The sequence below is a fragment of the Arsenicibacter rosenii genome (assembly GCF_001870735.1).
Lineage (GTDB): Bacteria > Bacteroidota > Bacteroidia > Cytophagales > Spirosomataceae > Arsenicibacter > Arsenicibacter rosenii.
The window spans coordinates 40,572-58,790 of record NZ_MORL01000015.1; the positions used below are offsets into that span (position 1 = coordinate 40,572).

Annotated in this window: 17 protein-coding genes; 4 read left to right on the forward strand and 13 right to left on the reverse strand. The window is 53.1% G+C overall.

Annotated elements, in window-relative coordinates:
* Positions 1 to 281 precede the first annotated feature (281 nt).
* A complete protein-coding gene (locus tag BLX24_RS21315) occupies positions 282 to 3,518 on the forward strand; it encodes a SusC/RagA family TonB-linked outer membrane protein (RefSeq protein ID WP_071505231.1) in 3,237 nt (1,078 codons plus the stop codon).
* Positions 3,519 to 3,553: 35 nt separating this feature from the next.
* Positions 3,554 to 5,086, forward strand: a complete 1,533-nt coding sequence (locus BLX24_RS21320) for a SusD/RagB family nutrient-binding outer membrane lipoprotein (RefSeq protein WP_071505232.1) — start codon at positions 3,554 to 3,556, stop codon at positions 5,084 to 5,086.
* Between the two features lie 80 nt (positions 5,087 to 5,166).
* On the opposite strand, the gene BLX24_RS21325 is transcribed toward BLX24_RS21320, so the two are convergent.
* From BLX24_RS21325 to BLX24_RS21355, 7 genes are all read right to left on the reverse strand, one after another.
* Entirely contained in the window at positions 5,167 to 6,531 is a 1,365-nt protein-coding gene (locus BLX24_RS21325; protein ID WP_071505233.1) for an alkaline phosphatase family protein, read from the reverse strand.
* A gap of 40 nt (positions 6,532 to 6,571) precedes the next feature.
* The gene (gene eboE / locus BLX24_RS21330) at positions 6,572 to 7,759 is read right to left on the reverse strand and encodes a metabolite traffic protein EboE (RefSeq protein ID WP_071505234.1); all 1,188 of its coding nucleotides are present in this window, start codon (positions 7,757 to 7,759) and stop codon (positions 6,572 to 6,574) included.
* Between the two features lie 82 nt (positions 7,760 to 7,841).
* Positions 7,842 to 9,005, reverse strand: a complete 1,164-nt coding sequence (locus BLX24_RS21335; RefSeq protein WP_071505235.1) for a 3-dehydroquinate synthase — start codon at positions 9,003 to 9,005, stop codon at positions 7,842 to 7,844.
* A gap of 93 nt (positions 9,006 to 9,098) precedes the next feature.
* Positions 9,099 to 9,974 carry a UbiA-like protein EboC gene (gene eboC, locus BLX24_RS21340; RefSeq protein ID WP_262482997.1) on the reverse strand — a complete coding sequence of 292 codons (876 nt, stop codon included), beginning with the start codon at positions 9,972 to 9,974 and terminating at the stop codon, positions 9,099 to 9,101.
* Entirely contained in the window at positions 9,975 to 10,898 is a 924-nt protein-coding gene (locus BLX24_RS21345) for a TatD family hydrolase (RefSeq protein WP_229201863.1), read from the reverse strand.
* Positions 10,899 to 10,990: 92 nt separating this feature from the next.
* Positions 10,991 to 11,827 carry an EboA domain-containing protein gene (locus BLX24_RS21350; protein WP_071505237.1) on the reverse strand — a complete coding sequence of 279 codons (837 nt, stop codon included), beginning with the start codon at positions 11,825 to 11,827 and terminating at the stop codon, positions 10,991 to 10,993.
* A gap of 158 nt (positions 11,828 to 11,985) precedes the next feature.
* Positions 11,986 to 12,681 (reverse strand): hypothetical protein, encoded by a 696-nt coding sequence (locus BLX24_RS21355; RefSeq protein ID WP_083422100.1) that lies wholly within the window; start codon positions 12,679 to 12,681, stop codon positions 11,986 to 11,988.
* 270 nt (positions 12,682 to 12,951) lie between these two features.
* On the opposite strand from BLX24_RS21355, the gene BLX24_RS33655 reads away from it, so the two are divergent.
* Positions 12,952 to 13,170, forward strand: coding sequence for a hypothetical protein (locus BLX24_RS33655; protein ID WP_071505238.1), 219 nt, complete (start codon positions 12,952 to 12,954; stop codon positions 13,168 to 13,170).
* A gap of 102 nt (positions 13,171 to 13,272) precedes the next feature.
* Positions 13,273 to 14,010, forward strand: coding sequence for a vanadium-dependent haloperoxidase (locus BLX24_RS33660; protein WP_071505239.1), 738 nt, complete (start codon positions 13,273 to 13,275; stop codon positions 14,008 to 14,010).
* Between the two features lie 68 nt (positions 14,011 to 14,078).
* Here BLX24_RS33660 and BLX24_RS21370 read toward each other — a convergent pair whose 3' ends face one another.
* The 6 genes from BLX24_RS21370 to BLX24_RS21395 all read right to left on the reverse strand — a co-directional run bounded on the left by BLX24_RS21370 (position 14,079) and on the right by BLX24_RS21395 (position 18,159).
* Positions 14,079 to 14,444 (reverse strand): hypothetical protein, encoded by a 366-nt coding sequence (locus BLX24_RS21370; protein ID WP_071505240.1) that lies wholly within the window; start codon positions 14,442 to 14,444, stop codon positions 14,079 to 14,081.
* Between the two features lie 18 nt (positions 14,445 to 14,462).
* The gene (locus BLX24_RS21375; RefSeq protein WP_071505241.1) at positions 14,463 to 14,777 is read right to left on the reverse strand and encodes a hypothetical protein; all 315 of its coding nucleotides are present in this window, start codon (positions 14,775 to 14,777) and stop codon (positions 14,463 to 14,465) included.
* Positions 14,778 to 14,797: 20 nt separating this feature from the next.
* On the reverse strand, positions 14,798 to 15,382 hold the full coding sequence (locus tag BLX24_RS21380; RefSeq protein WP_071505297.1) for an RNA polymerase sigma factor: 585 nt from the start codon (positions 15,380 to 15,382) through the stop codon (positions 14,798 to 14,800).
* A gap of 175 nt (positions 15,383 to 15,557) precedes the next feature.
* A complete protein-coding gene (locus BLX24_RS21385; RefSeq protein WP_071505242.1) occupies positions 15,558 to 16,112 on the reverse strand; it encodes an acyl-CoA thioesterase in 555 nt (184 codons plus the stop codon).
* A gap of 149 nt (positions 16,113 to 16,261) precedes the next feature.
* A complete protein-coding gene (locus tag BLX24_RS21390; protein WP_071505243.1) occupies positions 16,262 to 16,870 on the reverse strand; it encodes a hypothetical protein in 609 nt (202 codons plus the stop codon).
* A 2-nt stretch (positions 16,871 to 16,872) separates the two neighbouring features.
* Positions 16,873 to 18,159 carry an LVIVD repeat-containing protein gene (locus BLX24_RS21395; protein WP_229201862.1) on the reverse strand — a complete coding sequence of 429 codons (1,287 nt, stop codon included), beginning with the start codon at positions 18,157 to 18,159 and terminating at the stop codon, positions 16,873 to 16,875.
* Positions 18,160 to 18,219: the final 60 nt, after the last annotated feature.

Sequence of the window (18,219 nt, forward strand, 5' to 3'; positions counted from 1 at the left end):
AAAATAGAACCCAATTATTTCCTTGATTTTAGCAAATATATATACAGCCTACCGGCTATTTATACCTTTTGGTAGATATTGTTGACAGCTCTTTCTTTTTAGTAAATATTATAATATCCCAACAATATAATATTATAAATTGTTCATATTGTTAATTTTCTAAAAAACAATCGGTTAAACAGTATAATACGTCAATCAGACACTTATTAACCATAAATAAGCAAATATTTTTTTGCCTTATTCCATTGCCATCTTTTCATTCTTTCTAAATCGTTTAATTCATGAAACATGTGTTCTACAACCAACCGGACAGACGTTTACTTCTTGTCTTCTGTTTTTGCCTGCTCAGTTTTTTAGGGCTGGCGCAGGACCGGAAAATCTCTGGCAAGATTATTTCGGCACTTGATCAGAAACCGCTTCCAGGGGTCAACGTGGTCATCAAGGGTACGCAGACCGGCAGCAGTACCAATGCAGACGGAGATTTTTCCATGAGTATTCCGGCAAACCGAGACCTCCGCACAACCATACTGGTGTTCAGTGCCATTGGCTACCAGTCGCAGGAAGTAACGATTGGCAGTCAGACCCAGATTACGCTCGCTCTGACCGAAACCTCGCAAAACCTGAACGAAGTGGTAGTTACCGCCCTTGGTATCAAGAAGGAAGCGAAACGACTCGGCTATGCGACCGCCAACGTCAGCTCAGAGCAGATTTCGACCAACCGGACCGTTAACTTTATGAATGCCTTGCAGGGTAAAGTAGCGGGCGTAAATATTTCCGGTCTGGGTACGGGCGCGGCCGGTACCAGCAAAATCCGGATCCGCGGCCAATCGTCGTTTTCCGGTCAGAATAACCCGCTGATCGTCGTTAACGGTGTGCCGATTGATAACACCAACTTTGGCCAGAACAACGGAAATGCCGGCAGCGATAACTCCATCAGTAACCGCGACCGGAACTACTCCGACGGCGGTGACGGTCTGTCGTCGATTAACCCGGACGATATTGAGGGAATGACCATTCTGAAAGGCGGTACGGCTGCGGCCCTCTACGGCTCACGGGCGAAAGACGGGGTCATCATGATTACGACCAAAACCAAAGGCAGCGGCCAGGGCATCGGTGTTGTCTATAACACCAACTTCACAACCGATCAGCCACTTGATTTCACGGATTATCAGTACGAATATGGACAGGGCGAATATGGTGTCCGGCCAACGGCTGCCAACCCGACCTCCGGTGTGTGGAGCTTCGGCGAAAAATTCAATGGCCAGACACAAGTGCTGTTCGGTGGGGTGACCGTGCCTTATGCACCGGTTTACAACCGGATCCGCAAATTCTACCGCACTGGCTCTACCTGGACAAACTCCATTTCGTTGTCGTCGGGCAGCGACCGTGGCGGCTTCAACTTGTCGGTTGCTAATACTGACAATAAGGGTATTACGCCGAATAACTCCTTCAACCGGAAAACCATCAACCTTGGTTTCAGCTACAACCTGTCGAGCAAACTGAACATTACGGGAACCATCAACTACTCCAACGAGTATAACCGCAACCCGCCGCAGATCGCCCAGCAGGATAACAGTATTCCGACAGTTATTTATACCCTGGCCAATTCGATGCCGCTCGATGTGCTGGAAGCCAACCAGATCAACCCGGCTACCGGCAACGAGTTTATTTACTCGCGTTTCCAGAACCGGACAAACCCGTATTTTGTCCTGAATAACAAGTTCGAAAACATCCGGCGCGACCGTCTGTTCGGCAACCTGGCCGCCCGTTATAACTTCACCGACTGGCTGTATGCCCAGGTTCGGGTAGGTCAGGATTTCTGGTCACGGGATCAGGACTACAACTTCCCGACCGGTCAGGCATCACTCGCTGCTGCACCGGCCGGTTTCGTTAACGGAGCGTATGTGCAGGAAGCCCGCCGGTTCCGCGAGATCAACAGCGATTTCCTGATCGGCGCCAACCGCAAGTTCGGTAAACTGGGGATCGACATTACGGCCGGTGGCAACCAGCTTTATCGCCGGAGCGATGTGAACAGTGTTCTGGCAACCGACTTCATCGTACGAGGGCTGTATGTACCGCAAAACGGCCGCGTAAAGGATCCAACCTATGGCCTCAGCGAACGCCGCGTGAACTCCCTGTATGCTGCGGCTGAATTTTCATACAACGACTTCCTGTACCTGAACGTAACGGGCCGGAACGACTGGTTTTCGACCCTCGCCCCTGCCAACCGGAGCATTCTGTACCCGTCTGTTACCGGTAGCTTTGTCTTCTCACAGGCGTTCAGCGCAATGCCGTCCTGGCTGAATTTCGGCAAGATCCGCGCGGCCTATGCCGAAGTGGGCAGCGACGGCGACGTAGCCCCCTACTCAAACAACCTGTTTTATGGTGTTAATGCCAACCTGTTCCCGAATCCGGCCGGACAAGGACAGCCGGTGGGCTTCATTACGTCGAACACGGTACCAAGTGCTACCCTGAAGCCAAGCCGGACGGCCGAAACCGAAGTTGGTCTGGAACTAAAACTTTTTAACAACCGCGTCGGCGTTGACGTAGCCGTTTACAACAAAATCACCAGCGATCAGATCGTTGCGGCCCAGTCGTCGGATGCATCAGGATACACAAATACACTGATTAACAGCGGGCAAAGCCGTAACCGTGGTATTGAATTACTGGTAAACCTGGCCCCGATCCGGAGCAAAGATTTCTCATGGGACATTACGCTGAACGGGTCTTATAACCAAACTAAACTCCTGCGGTTGCTGACAGACGATGACGGAACACCGGACAAAGACTACAACAAAGACAAACAGGCCGAGCAGATCGTGGTCGGTAACGGTGTTTTCGTCGGCGACCTGCGCCACGTGGTAGGTCAGCCACTTGCCCAGTTGTATACGTTCGGCTACGCCCGCGACGCCCAGGGCCGCATTATCCACGGTGGCGATGGCTTACCGCTCCGGACATCGGCACCGATCTCGTTCGGCTCGGCCCTGCCGAAATACGTAGGCGGGATTACCAACTCGTTTACCTACAAAGGCATTAACCTGTCGTTCCTGATCGACTTCAAACTAGGCGGCAAAATGATGTCGGGTACCAACCTGAACCTGTTCCGTCATGGTTTGCAGAAAGAAACGCTGGTGGGCCGGGGCGATGCTGATAACAAAATGGTGGGTGTTGGCGTCAACGAAAAAGGCGAACCCAATGCCGTGCGGGCATTTGTACAGGACTACTACTCGGTGGGCCGGTCAAAAAGCTTAGGCGAGCAGGTGATTTATGATGCCGGTTTCTGGAAACTACGTCAGGTATCGCTGGGGTACGATTTCACGAAATACCTGCCGAAAAGCCTGTTTATCAAAGGTATTCGTTTCAGCGCTGTGGCCAACAACGTGGCTATGCTGAAAAAATGGGTACCGAACATCGATCCGGAGCAGTTCGGTTTCAGCTCCGATAACCTTATCGGCCTTGAGGCGACGGGTCTGCCGACAACACGCAGCATTGGTTTTAACCTGAATGTACGTTTCTAAACCCATTCACATCAGGCATTTAATTCGATATCACGATGAAAAAGATCCTTTTTTATATACCGCTTTTTGCACTTTTGTTGGTTGCCAGTAGCTGCGACAAGGGTTTTGACCAACTGAATATCAACCCAACGGCAGCGACCTCGCTCAATCCGGTGTTTACGTTTAATAACGCCATGGTTAACACCTCATTTCCGGCTTCGTCGCTGGTATTTGAGCATCCGATTGTGCAGTTTATGTACTCGCCGAACTCCGGGGTTCTGGCGGGCGGCAACTTCAATGTCGACAACCGCGGGGCGGCCGGCCCCAATGCCGCACTCTGGCAACGGTACTACCGCGACGTAATCCGGTATCTGGTCGATGTCATTAACCAGACCAAAACCGATGCCAACCGGACAAACCTCTACAACATGGCCCGCATCTGGAAAGCCTATGCCTTTATGGTGTTGACCGACTCTTACGGCGATATTCCGTATAAAGACGCAGGTCTGGGGTATATAGGTGGCAACGTAACGCCGAAATACGACACGCAGCAAAGCATTTACGACGATATTATTAAGGAGCTGACCGATGCCACAGCCGCCCTCGACGCCAACAAGGCGACCGAAGCCGGTGAAATTATGTTTGGCGGTAATATTCCCCGCTGGAAAAGATTCGGGTACTCAACCTTGCTGCGGGCCGGTATGCGTCTGACAAAAGTTAACCCGACGCTGGCACAGGCAACCGTGCAGAAAGCGATTGCTGGTGGCGTCATGACGTCGAACGCCGATAATGCAGCCGTCCGCAACAATGCCAACTATCAGAATCCGGTGGGTGTGACGCTGAACTCAACCGAAGCCGCCAACTTCTACCTGACGGCGTATTTTGTCAACCTCCTGAAGTCAACTGCCGACCCGCGGCTGAGTTCGATTGCGGTACGGTATGTGGGTGCTAAGAGTGGTTCGGAACACACCGCCGCCCGGATGAACCGCGACCCGGCGATACAGATCGGGATGCCGCTCGGTTTCGATAACGGCACCGTTCCGGCACAGGCAACCAAAGACGGCCTGGCCAGCTTCTACGATTATTCGCAGCTGGACCGTACGCGGCTGGCGAAACTTGATGCGCCAACCTTCCTGGTGACCTACGCGCAAACGCAGCTGTTACTGGCAGAAGCCGTTGTGCGCGGCTGGACAACGGGTAGCGCGGCGGATTTTTATGCGGCAGGTGTAACAGCCCACATGCAGCAATTGGGCGATGTCGACGCCAATTCGGCAATACCGGCCGCGTCGATCACAGCGTATTTGCAGAAGAATCCTTATGTGGCCGCCAATGCGCTGGAGCAGATCAATACGCAATACTGGATGGCTTCGCTGCTGAACGGTCCGGAAGCATTTGCGAATTTCCGCCGGAGCGGTTTCCCGAAACTGACACCAAACCCGTATCCGGGCAAAGAAATCAAAGGCAGTTTCATTAACCGGCTGACTTACCCTGACCTGGAACTGTCGGTAAACAAGGCAAACCTGACCGAGGCGACAACACGCCAGGGGGCCGACAATCTCGACACCCGTGTCTGGTGGGATAAGCAATAAGGATTGAGTAATGGAGTGACGAACGATTGAATAAAAAGGACCGATATTCAATCGTTCGTCACTCAATCACTCCTCATTTATTAAAACAGATGATCCCAGATGACGTCGTAGACATCAATGGCATCTAGTTCGGGCTTGCCTGTCGGCTGGTCCGTAATCAGGATTGGATAGTATTCTTTCGGCGGATTAATAGCCCCGTGCGATCCTTTGATCAGTGTTGCATCCAGCGGTATAACATCCATCAGGTACCGGAACCCGAGCAGTTTCCGGGCTAGTTTATACCCCGCCCGTAGTTTAATCAGCGGGTTTGCGGGGTCCATAAACATCTCGACCGGATCATAGCCCGGTTTGCGGTGAATATCAACCAGCCGCGCATAATCAGGCGCTTTGGCATCATCCAGCCAGTAATAATACGTAAACCAGCTGTCGGTCTCCGCAACGGCGACCAGATCGCCCGAGCGCTCATGGTCGAGGTGGTGCTGCCTTTTCCCTTCATCGTCCAGCACATAAGCAATCCCCGGCGTTTTTTCGAGCATCGCCTTTACCTGTGCTTTCGTTGCGTCGTCCTGCACGTAGACATGTGCAATCTGGTGATCGGGCGTGGCGAAGGCCTTACAGGTTCCGGCATCCAGCAGCTCCAGCCCCTGCTCTACCCGAACCGAAATCAGACCAGCCTCCCGCAGCAGACGGTTGATATGTACAGGCCGGTTCACATTGTTGATGCCATACTCCGATAACAGAATTACCCGCGCCTTTTTGCGCTCATAAAACGTGACGAGCTCCTGCACCAACCGGTCAATTTCGCCCAGTTCCTTACTGATTTTCGTAAAATCGACACCGAATTTTTGCAGGCAGTAATCCAGATGAGGCAGGTAAATCAGGGTCAGTGTGGGGTTATTGAGGTCATCGACGTACATCGACGCATCCGCTATCCACTTCGATGATTTGATGTTGGCATTGGGCCCCCAGAAGCTAAAGAGCGGAAATGTCCCCAGCTTCTCCTGAAGTATATCGCGCAGTTCCATCGGATAGGCATAACAGTCCGGCATTTTTACGCCATCGGCATGGTACTGCGGCCGGGGCGTTACCGACCAGTCGGCAGTGGAGTACATATTATACCACCAGAACATCTTGGAACACGTAAACGACGGATCTTCCCGGCGGGCCGCTTCCCAGATTTTTTCGGCATGCACCAGCTTGTTCGACTGTTTCCAGAACTTCACCTCAGCATCTTCCCGGTCATACCAGCCATTGCCGACAATGCCGTGCTCAGCCGGCCACTTGCCTGTAATATAACAACTTTGTGAGGTAGTCGTGACCGCCGGCAACACCGGTTTAATCAGTGCCAGGTTCCGGTCGGCAACGTATTTTTTCAGGAAGGGCGTATGCTCACCAATGACGCTGCTGCTCAACCCGACGATATCAATAACAACGGTCTTTTTCATTTTTTCTGATCCAAGGAGTACGCTGAGTAGGCCCGGGGGGTTATTGGTGCAGGGCCATGACCCACGCCATTTCGCGGCTGATGGACTCATTCAGCGGCAATTGCATTGATTCCGGCAATACCCCCCATGTATAGGTTTCCAGTTCGAGCTGATCGGTAAACGGCCGTTTCTGATTCAGAGCCAGTACGTCACGGATCGCCGATTGGGTTGATTCGAGTAAACCGTAGTTGTCGACAAACAGCGGAACGTGAAAATGCACCCGCCACTCCAGATGCGTAGCGGCATCAAACGCCTGTAAGGCTTCCGGCAAATCGGCAAACCGTTTGAGCGAACCATCCGTCAGCCGGGCCACAACCTGATGCAGGTAAGTTGGTTCGTCAAAACCGGCGATGGCGGCCAGCTTCTCCTCTGCCTGCGACGAGAAATCGACTTTCAGCGCCGAACTCACCTGAATTTTACCAACCCGGATGCCGCGTGCCTGCAACTGATCCAGCACGGATGCCGGGTTTTCATAACCCACTGCAAAGTGGCAGACATCGTAACACAACTGAATATGGTCGCGGATAGCCGCAGCAGCTTCGTCGGCCGACAAACCGAGCTTTTCACCTAAATGAGTAATACCGACGGGCAACAGCCATGTCTGATACCAGTCCAGGAATTCAGGGCCGCTTTCCAGAATGCCGTCGGGCTCGGGTTCAATATCCAGATGGAGCCACTTGCCCGTTTGCTGACGGAGCGCAATCAACTCTTCCACCACCCGCAGCATCTGACGGGTGCCGGTTTCGGTGGCCGCGGCCAGCTCATCGGGGGTTTTCCACCAGTACCGATATGAGATCGGCGAGGTAGAAATACCACCATCGGTTAAGGTGTCGGGTAGTAGCTGCGCCAGGACCCTGAACATCCGGATGGTATAGTCCACCCGGTCATCGGTTGTCCAGTCCGGCGCGTGGACCTGGTCTTTCACCCGTGTGTTGTGAAAGCCACCATACGGAAAGCCGTTCATGGTGAAAACATACAACCCGTTATCATCCAGCCATTGCCGGAGTGTTGCCACCAAGGCCGTATCCTGCAGGTCATGGCTTGCCTGATTGGCCAGCCGCAGTCCCACACCCATCGGCTTATCCGGACTTATACGCCCTTTTACCGACGGCAGGCTGTCCTGTAAAATAGCAAAATGGCTAACCCAGTCTTCGCCGAGATGAATATTTGTACAATAACCGATGTGCATAACTATTGAGTAATTGAGTGATTGGGTGAATGAGCGATTGGGTGTTTAAAAAATTCACTCAACCGCTCATTCACCCAATCACTCAATCATTAGTGACTAACGATTGCAGTTTTTCGAGGTAATCGACGGAGGCTTTGACGTGGGTGAGATCCATTTCGTGGACTTCGAGGCCCTTGCCGAGTGCTTCGAGCAGGGTAATGGTCAGACGGCCGCCGAGGTGTTCACGAAATTCGCGTAACCCGTTGATCAGGTTGATTTTATCATTTTCGGCCAACGCCGGATGGAACAAGTCAAAACCAAGCTGCTGGAAGACCCGTACTACCCGCTGCACCTCCTCTTCGGTCAGATACCCTTGCCGGTGTGAGTAAACAGTATCGAGCACAATGCCAATGGCCACAGCTTCGCCGTGACGCAGGCTGAAGTTTGTGAGGTATTCGAGTTTGTGGGCAGCCCAGTGGCCAAAATCCAGCGGGCGGGCCGACCCCATTTCAAACGGGTCGCCTCCGGCAATGTGTTTCAGGTGCAGATCGGCGCAGCGGATAATCAGCTCCTGCATCGGGCCTTCTTCCCGATTGGCGAGTGCAGCGGCATGTGCTTCAATCCACTCGAAAAAGGCTAAATCCTTGATCAAGGCCACCTTAATGGCTTCCGAAATGCCCGAGCGCCAGTCCCGGTCTTCGAGCGTACGCAGGAACGCCAGGTCGTTGAACACCGCAACCGGTGGCACAAACGTACCGAGGAAGTTCTTTTTACCGTGGAAGTTAACGCTGTTTTTCACCCCAATGCCGGAGTCATTCTGCGACAACACCGTTGTTGGAATCCGGATGTGCTTGACGCCACGGTGTGCAATAGCCGCCGCATAACCCGCCATGTCCAGAAAGGCTCCGCCACCGATGGCCGCCAGATAAGAATGCCGGTCAATACCAAATTCATCGACGGCCTCCAGAATTTGAGTCACCAGCTCCGGTTGGTTCTTCACCTGCTCTCCTCCCGGCATTATAACCGGTGCCGTGGCTAAAGTAACGCCCGGAACGGTGTCAACATAGTGCGTGATAGCAGCGACCAGACCCGGGTGATGATCCGAAACACCGGCATCAATCAAAAACAGGATCTTTTTCTGAAACTGCGGATCCCCCGCCGTTTGCAGGAAGTTCCGGAAGGTGGCGTTCTCCGGAGCGAACAGCTGTTCGGTAAACGCGACCGGATATGAAAATGAAACCTTAAAGGCTTGATGAAGAACCGTCATATCACTTGTAACACGGAATGATATTCCGTGCATGGTATAAATTAGAGTATTGCACGGCATGGGATTGCCAGGCGACCCGGTCCGTGCGACAAGTCAGGTTACCGCAAACGCTTTTGCCAGTAGCATAGATACCGGCAACAGGGCCAGTACGCCTAAGGCCAGCATCCAGTTTCCGGAAACGCTCACCCACGCAGCATCCATCACAATCAGCGACAGTACCCCTGCTTTTACCGCTTTGCCGATATTCGGGCCGATCGGTTGCCGGATGGCGGTCAGCAGCGGTTTCAGAATCAGGAACAGGTGCAATACAACAAACGCAGCCGTGAGGTAGATGTTGCCCGTTTGAGTGGCTACTACTAACTGGGAAACACTAACCAGGGCATAAAGTATCCCTGCCCAATACAAAGTTTTTCGTTTTCCGCCGTGTACTTCATCACGGCTGATCATGGTAATGGCCGCAATGTAAATCACCGGAATCAATCCGAGCCACTTTGCTGCGCTGTATCCGGTGATAATCAATGTCATTCCCAATTGCAGGTTAACGCCCCGGCAAAGGCCCATGTTGATAGGGCCGATTACCGGATGGTGCTTCCCGTAGCGATCATATACAACCGCCAGCAACGCAATCAGCACGGCGAGCAACCCGCTGATTTCGCGGAACAACGCCGCAATGACAATGCCGGCCAGCAATAAGCCGACGCCCAGGAGGGTTGCGCCTTGCTTCGACACCCGCCCGCCCGGGATCGGGCGCTCCGGCCGCTCAACGGCATCCAGTTCTGCGTCGAAAACGTCGTTCATCACCACGCCCCCGCCGTACAGACAAATCGTTGCCAGCATCAGGTGTACCAGCCCATGGAGATCGGTGATCGGCGTATTGGTCAGTACGCTGCCCAGCGCAGCACCCGCCAGCACATCGGCAACAGCCGTCACCAGATTGGCCGGCCGCATCAGTTGCAAATATGCTCTCACCTAACGAATCACAATTGAGTTTTTATCGACCCGTGGCTGCTGACCGCCGCGAAGGACGGTATTGCCATTGAACTTCAGGCTTTGATCAATCGCCTGCGGGTTTTCGAAGTCAGCCACGTTGATCTGACCGCTCTGTGCAAACGCATCAATGGCGTTCTGGTAGGTCACCAACCGGATCGCTTCGTCGGGAATGCCTTTGATTTTCATCAGCGCGGCCGTTTTCGGAATCGCCAGCGGATCACTGATGCCCCAGTCAGCAGCCGAGTTCACCATAATCCGCTCTGGACCATATTGCTGCACGATCTCTACCATCCGCTCGTTCCCCATTTTGGTAAACGGATAAATGGTAAAGGCCGCCCAGAATCCCTGATCCAGCACCGATTTTACGGTTTCTTCGTTGTTGTGGTCAACAATGACCATACCGGGGTCAAGGCCGTGCTCCAGGGCGATGGCCATGCTCCGCTCCGTGCCCTGCTTCTTGTTCCGGTGCGGCGTATGAATCTGCACCGGCAGATTGGCTTCTTTGGCCAGTTCGAGCTGAAGGCGATAGTATTTGTCTTCGGCCTCCGTCTGGTCATCAAACCCGATTTCGCCGATACCCACCACGCCTTCTTTATAGATAAACAACGGCAGTATGTCCATAACCTCCGCGGCCAGGACTTCGTTGTTAGCTTCGCGGGAGTTCAGGCCAATGGTGCAATAATGTTTGATACCAAACTGCGACGACCGGAAGCGTTCCCAGCCGATCAGGCTGTTGTAATAATCCTTGAATGTTGCCAGACCGGTACGCGGCTGACCCAGCCAGAAGGCCGGTTCAATCAGGGCCACCACACCGGCATCGGCCATCGCCTGATAGTCGTCGGTAGTCCGCGAGGTCATGTGGACGTGCGGATCGAAAAATTTCATGCCCTTCACATAGTCCATGAAATTAACCTGATCAGGAATATTGGGGGCCACTTCCGGCAGACTATCTGCCAGGTGTGACGGGTTAAGTTGAGATTCTGCTGAATTCATGATTATGCTTCCAGATTCTGCCAGGTTAGTGAGCCATCCATAATCGCTTGGTGCCATAACGAATGCTGCGTTAACAATTGACGGGCCGGTTCGTAATTTGTTTCTGAACAGACCAATGCAGCAGCCTGCTGATTCAGAACATCCGGCGAGCGGAATAAAGTTTGTATATCCTCAAAAATTACATCGTCGACAAAACTACTCACTAAACGCCAGGCCTGGGCCGGTAACTGCCGGCCGGCCGCCCACCGCTCGTGGGCCAGATCCGACAGATTATGGGCCAGCTCGTCATTAGCGCGGGCCATTAACCCGTCAATCAGGTGCATCGGCTTGTCGTTGAAAATACATTTGAGGATCAGCTGATTCCAGGCCGGCTGTGAAAAATGCAGCCTCGGGTACGGATTAAAAAAGGCAATGGCTTCGAAAACCGGCCCCATGTTCGACCGCACGGCTTCGGTAGCGCGGTAGAGCCAGTGATCCGGGTACGACAGGACGGGCAGCGCGGTATACAGCGCAACCAGTTCCTGCAACTCGGCTGTCCCAAACAGATTTTCGATAGCCTGTATGTAGACAGCCTGATCGCTGTCCGGCAAACCAGCCAGGAGATATACCCGTGCCAGCCGGTCGGCGGTCCAGGTCTCCGGTTGCCAGCCGGGAACGGCCGCGGCAAGTTGGGTCAGCGCCTCACCGGCAACCGGCCGGCGGGTCACAAAACGGGGAGCGGCCACGAAAGCGATCAGCGTGGCCTGCTGCCCCTGTGCGCTTTTTGTTGCCAGCCAGGCCTGCTCTTTGTCAGTCAGCACCTGTTCCACTGCCCGTTGCAGTGCATCAATAGGTTTCATAGGTCTGCGTCAACTAGATCATTCAAAAAAGAGGCACCCGCCTTTGAAGCGCCCTTTCTGCTTTATTCTACAAATTTGCCGGAATAATCATTACCATGAAAACCGGATACAAATGACTTTTGTCAGTATGCACGGCTATATACGGTGAAACCATGGGTTCAGTTGACCGGCGACGGCGTATTAACGACTTTATGCAAGGCCGTCCACGACTGCTCCAGCAGCTCTTCAATGTACTTCCAGTCAGATTCAGTAATGTCTTTTCCGCGGTAGTCACGGTACATCATCGCCCGGACCCGCAGCTGGGCATGCTCCTGAAACCGTTCGGCAGGTACATTAAAAATAGCGGAGGATTCCTGTTTAAGAATCGTTTCCCAGTCACCGGGCCGGAAGCCGTTTTTCTCACGGCGGATCATCCACCACTTCAGTTCAAGTGCTGCCACTTTACCGGCCGGGAACGGAGTTTCCGACAAGTCGTTGATCCCTTCGTAAAACCTCTGAATATAGGGCAGGGCTTTGGCGTAATCCTGCTGATTTTTACCATCCTTAAAGACAAAGGCTGCCTTACCGGCACGGTATCCTAACTGCCAGGAACGCCAGTAGGGCGCGCGGTACTGCGAGCGGATGAGATCGGTCAGCTGACCGATCAGGCGCAGCGGCCGGCGTTCGTAATAAGACCGCCACATGCCTGCTTCCAGCTGCCCGACCTGTTTCGGTTCAAAATTGCGGATATCAGACCGTACCGGGATGTAGATATCCGCCAGTATCCAGACAAATAAAAAAAGAACAAACCCTGCGGCAATCCGGATCACCCATTCCTTTGCTGTTTGGGGTTTCTTCAGTAACGAGGTCGACATGCGTACAAAAAACGGTTTATTAGCTTCTTATTAAAATACCTATGGTGCTGCCGGATTACTCAAATGTTAATAACTTAGGGGCGTATTTTCAAGTACGCTGTTCATGCACAAGTATTTACCACAGTTAGTATCAGTATCTCCTCAACGTTCAGGCTATGTGCTTTTAGTACTATTAGCCTTCGCCGGCTGTAAACAAAACAACGATACTCCCGACCCGGTTACTCCGCTTGGGGATGCCATTACCGGTATGCCTGCCGACGTCGCGGCCAAATGGGGCGACATGACACTGCGGCTGGCCAAAAATACGCCCGGCAGTACGCCGACCTTTGCCTCCCGCTCAAACAGCTATACGAGAATACGGCCGACAAAAATAAGCAAGCGATTGATTCATTAAGCATAGCCATCAAAGCAAGCCGTATCACCGATGCCGACGTAGCCGACCGGTCGGAGAAATTCGGGCTGGCCGTCGCTCAGGCGATTTATGATTAGTCGAAAACGGACGGCGGCCATCAGGGATATAAGGATCCGTTTCCGCTCGACTATGTTCTGCCAACCGCTCCCGGCAACTGGATTCCGCCGACCGACGGGCAGGTGGCTATTCGCCGGGCCCTGCATCCGTACCAGGGCAATAACCGCCGGTTTGTCGCGGCCAACGGTAATCTGCCCATCCCGAAACCGGAGGCTTATACCAAAGATCCGGCCGCGAATTACGACAAACTATATAAAGCCGTTTACGACAAGAATATTTCGCTGACACAGGAAGAAAAAGAAATCGCCGCCTGGTGGGGCGACGATCCGAGCCAGACGTTTACTCCGCCTGGCCACTCCTATAATCAGGCAACCATTACCGTCCGGACGACAAAAGCGACATTAGCCAGGGCCATTGAAACCTATGCCCGAACCGGCATGGCCGTCGCCGACGCCTTTATGAACTGCTGGAAGTGTAAATATACTTACCACAACGAGCGCCCATCGACGTTTGTCCGTGCCAATGTTAATGCCGCATGGACGCCGTTCTGGCCCGAGCCGCCGTTTCCCGCTTTCCCGTCAGGCCATTCAACGCAGGGAGCCGCCGCAGCTACCGTACTTACTGACCTCTACGGGGCCAATGTTTCGTTTGTCGATAACTCCCACGTTGGCCGTGCCCGCGATGAACTGCGGCATGTCGATTACAAAGCACGCTCGTTTACTTCGTTCTGGCAAACGGCCGAAGAGTCGGCCTGGTCGCGCTTTCCGGGCGGTATTCATACCCGGCAGGATAACGAAACCGGCCTTGCAGAAGGCAAAAAAATCGGAGAGAACGTAAATCAATTAGGGTGGAAAAAATAAAGAGCGAAAGAGTGACCCTTCCGGTCAGATTGCTGCGAAGCGATCCGCTCTTTCGCTCTTTATCTCTTTCACTCTTTACTAAAGCTCTTCGCCCACGGCCCTTCGCCACCGCAGCGGCTCTGCATTTTCTGGCGGAAGGCGTCGCGCTCTTCGGGCGTCATTTTTTCGAAGCGTTCGGCCATTTTGTGTTTCCACTGGGCCTTGAAGGGGTGATTGTGTCGTGGTCCGCCCCAGCCCGGCCGGCCAAAACCGCCGAACAGAATGCGTGATAACACCAGTATGCCGAATGCTTGTCCGAAGGTGATGGTGCTAACGCCCAATACGGCCGGTAAAATTCCATTCCAGAGATTCATGACGATGAAGCCGAACAAAGCGGCGATCCCTATTCCAAAAGCGAGGAAACCTATTCCCCGACGAATCCAAAAACGTTTCATGTTGATTTTTCTTTGTTGTTACAGTTCAGTTGTGGTTGATTTTTTCTGTATCCCTTCTTCAGGCTTACAGTAAGGTGCTTCTTTCGTTACAGCAGGGTGCTCCTTCCCGTGTTTCATCCACGGGCCAGCGTGGCCGCCTACATGGCCCGGCCCTCCGAACCCGATGAATAGCCGGGTCAGGAAAACCAGCCCCAATGCCTGGACAAAGCGTAGGCGAGGCCCCTTAAACAAGGAAGGTACCAGCCAGTTCCAGAGCGCCATAGTGACAAAAGTCATGCCCAGAAAGGCGATAATGCCGAGAGCGACAAAGCCCATGATTGCAAAAGATGTCATTTTTTTTGTTGTTTAATGGTTTAGTCAAGCAGGTCTTCATAATATGTCTGCAAACGCTCACGCAGGGAACGAACCGCATAATGCTTACGCGACAGCAGTGTATTCTGTGATACACCCAGCGCCTCCGAAATCTGCCGGAACGATTGCCCTTCAATTTCATGACGGACAAAAACTTCCCGCTGTTCGTCGGGCAACTCTTCCAGCGCATCAGCAATGGCGTCCATCAGCGACTCCCGCAGCAAGCCGCCATCGTCGCCGTTATCATCGGCAATGGCCAGCCACTCGCCCAATACCGGCGCTTCATCGTCGTCGTCGCCGGATGCCGGTGCATCCAGCGACTGCATTTTAGGTTTCCGGTACCAATCGTTGATTTTGTTACGGGCCACGGCAAATAGCCAGGAGGCTACGCGTTCAACGGGTTTTGTCAGCTGATAGGCCAGGGTCAGTTCGTAAAAGACATCCTGCAGCAGGTCTTCTGCATCGTCGGGATCGGGGAGCCGTCGGCGGATGAAATCGAGCAACCGGGGACGCTCGCGCCGTACGGTCTCGCGAAGGTCTGGTTGTCCGCTTTCGTCTGCGGTGTTGCTTAGTTGATTTACCGACATATCCATGTTGTGCTCAGCGTGTCAGGCAACCTGCCTGTTTATTAGTATAGTCGGCTCAGAACGGAGAATATTTTAGGAGAGGCCGAAGAACGGCAATATGGCGGGATAAACGGCCGGATAGCAGGATAAATGAAAAGTCGCCGGGTTCAGAAAACACCGGCGACTCTGTCTGCACCTATTCACCTGAAAAAGTAATCACACAGCGTTCGCTGGCCAGCCGGCTCAGGTTTTCGTCGACAGCCAGACTTGATTTTTCATTATCGAATGCGTCGCGGTAGCCTGCCTTCAGTTCGCGGCGCTTGATGGCCTCCAGAAACCGGCGCGCGTCGTCGCGGGATTCGAGTTGCAATGGCGGCACTTCCGTTGGCCGGTCATCATCGCCTTTGGCTACCATCGTGAAATACGAGGTATTCGTATGCTTGATAATGCCGGTCCGCACGTTTTCGGCAATAACCCGGATCCCGACGACTAACGATGTCCGGCCCACATAATTGACCGAGGCCAGCAGCGACACCAGATCGCCGACTTCTACCGGCATCAGAAAGTTGACCTCATCGACCGATACCGTTACGCAATACGTGCCGGCATGTTTGGCCGAGCACGCATAAGCAACTTTATCCATGAGTGAGAGCAGAATGCCCCCGTGAATTTTACCGCCAAAATTGGCATATGCCGGAATCATCAACTCTGTAATGGTTGTCCGGGAAAACGCTACGGAACGAGGCTGCATAGAATTGCATATGAATGGTTGCAGCAAGATAAGTTAAAGAGCGAAAGAGATAAAGAGTGAAAGAGCGAAAGGTGCAAGGTATGCTAACCGCAAGGTTCACTCTTTCACTCTTTATCTCTTTTGCCGCATGGCGGCCGCTCTTTCACTCTTTAAAACGAAAAGCCCATCCGGAAGTAGATGCGGTTGTAATGACGGTATTCGACCTGCGAGAGCGTATAGGTCCCGTCAACAGGGGTTCGCTGGCTGGCACGCTGGTGCTTATAACCCGCGCTGATGACAAAACCGGTGTGGTTACCGGTATTGATCCGGAGCCCTGCCCCCGACGAAACCAGCCAGCCTCCGCTGAGGTCTTTGCCATGCGGATTGATGCCCCGAAAGGCGTACCCCGACTCCAGATTGACGAACGGACTTACACGCTGGTTTTTCTTCGGCAGACGGCCCTCAAGACTGCCCGCAACCGGAAACAACTGCGTCTGGCTATACCAGTCTACGCCGGCCGAAACACCCGTCCGCAACCACGGACGTACCGCATAATTGGTTGTTCCGTAAATGGACAGGCTGTAGCGGTTACCAGCCGGCCGCACAGGATAGTACGGGTAATACCAGCCCCCGTTGCTGACATTCACATCCGGGCGCACCTGCCCAGCCTGAACGCCAACCTGAACGGTTGTTTGCCAGCGTGACGCATCAGTGGTTTGGGCCATGGCGTATGATCCTGACGCCGTAGCGGCGATAAGTAAGCAAATAAGTCGGCGCATGATCAGTAGGCGGGTTGAACGGCAATTTTACTCAGTTGGCGCAGATTCGTCGGATTTGTGTAGTCGTACTGATACAGACCATCTTTACCGATCAGCATCAGCGTATTCCGCAGCGGGATAACATCGTAGGCATTCATATCGCCGAAGCTCTGCACTTGCGTCAGATTTGTTGCATCGGTCATTTTCAGGACCTTCAATCCTTTCTGGCCTTCGCACACAAACAGGTTCGGGAAGTCGACGCCCAGCCCGTACGGTCCGTCCATCGGATACGACTTCGCCAGGGTTGGCATGGATGGGTTCGATATGTCGACTACATCCAGTACGTTCTGGGCACCGCCGCAAAAGCCCCCACCCCGTAAGGTCACGTAGGCGTAATTGCCCTGCACCACCACCGGATCGCATGACCGGATATGACGATACAACGACAGCTGCTTTGGATCAGTTGGCGTTGAGGCATCATAAATATGCATGCCATCCTGCGCACCGATAAACAGCTTGTCCTGATACGGGAAAATCGTTTCAATGCCCCCCCAGCCCAGATTGATCGTCTTGCCTTTTACCGGCTTTGACAGCGTTGAAATGTCAAATAACTGCATCACCGATGAGTTCACGACATACAGCTGGTTGTTCATAATAGCGAACCGTGCCATAGAACCGCCCTGGCCTGTTGTTGAGGGGCTGGTTGTGCCGGAATTACTCTTGCTGCCGACACTGAAATTAACAAAATCAGACTGCAAGTAGGCCCGGCCAAACCAATACAACGCGATCGGATACGGTATAAACCCGTAATTGCCCTCACAGTCGGTATCAAAGGTTTCGGTCGTAATTTCTTGCTTGTAATCGTTTATGGTTCGGGTCTGGTTATCATACGACCAGCTTGTCCGGCCTACCTGTCCGTACGAAAATCCGCTTTCGACGCGGCCTGCTTCTTTGATAGCTGCCGGATTGCTGATGTCCAGCGCTACCACATCGATGTAGCTGTCGGCATATAAGGTGTTATCGGCGACGGCCAGATCGACATTGCCCGGAATCGGCAGGAAGGAAATAAATTTCGGGCTCGACGGATTCGCATTATCAATCACGTGAATCCCCTTTTTCACCTCAACGATGAACAGGTAATTATCCTTGGCATAAATCTTACCGGGCTCGATCAGTTGCTGCGGTGCTGTTGACACAACCGGTTTGCGCAGCTCCTCAAGGGTTACCTTCACCGGTATCTGTTTGCGATAGGTCCGCACTTGCCGGCAATTGTCGGTACAACCGGTGGTCACAAGTGCTAACCAGCTCATCAGTAGGAGTAGTTGTTTAAATTTCATACAGTTAGGAAGAATTTATAGTATGTAACCAAG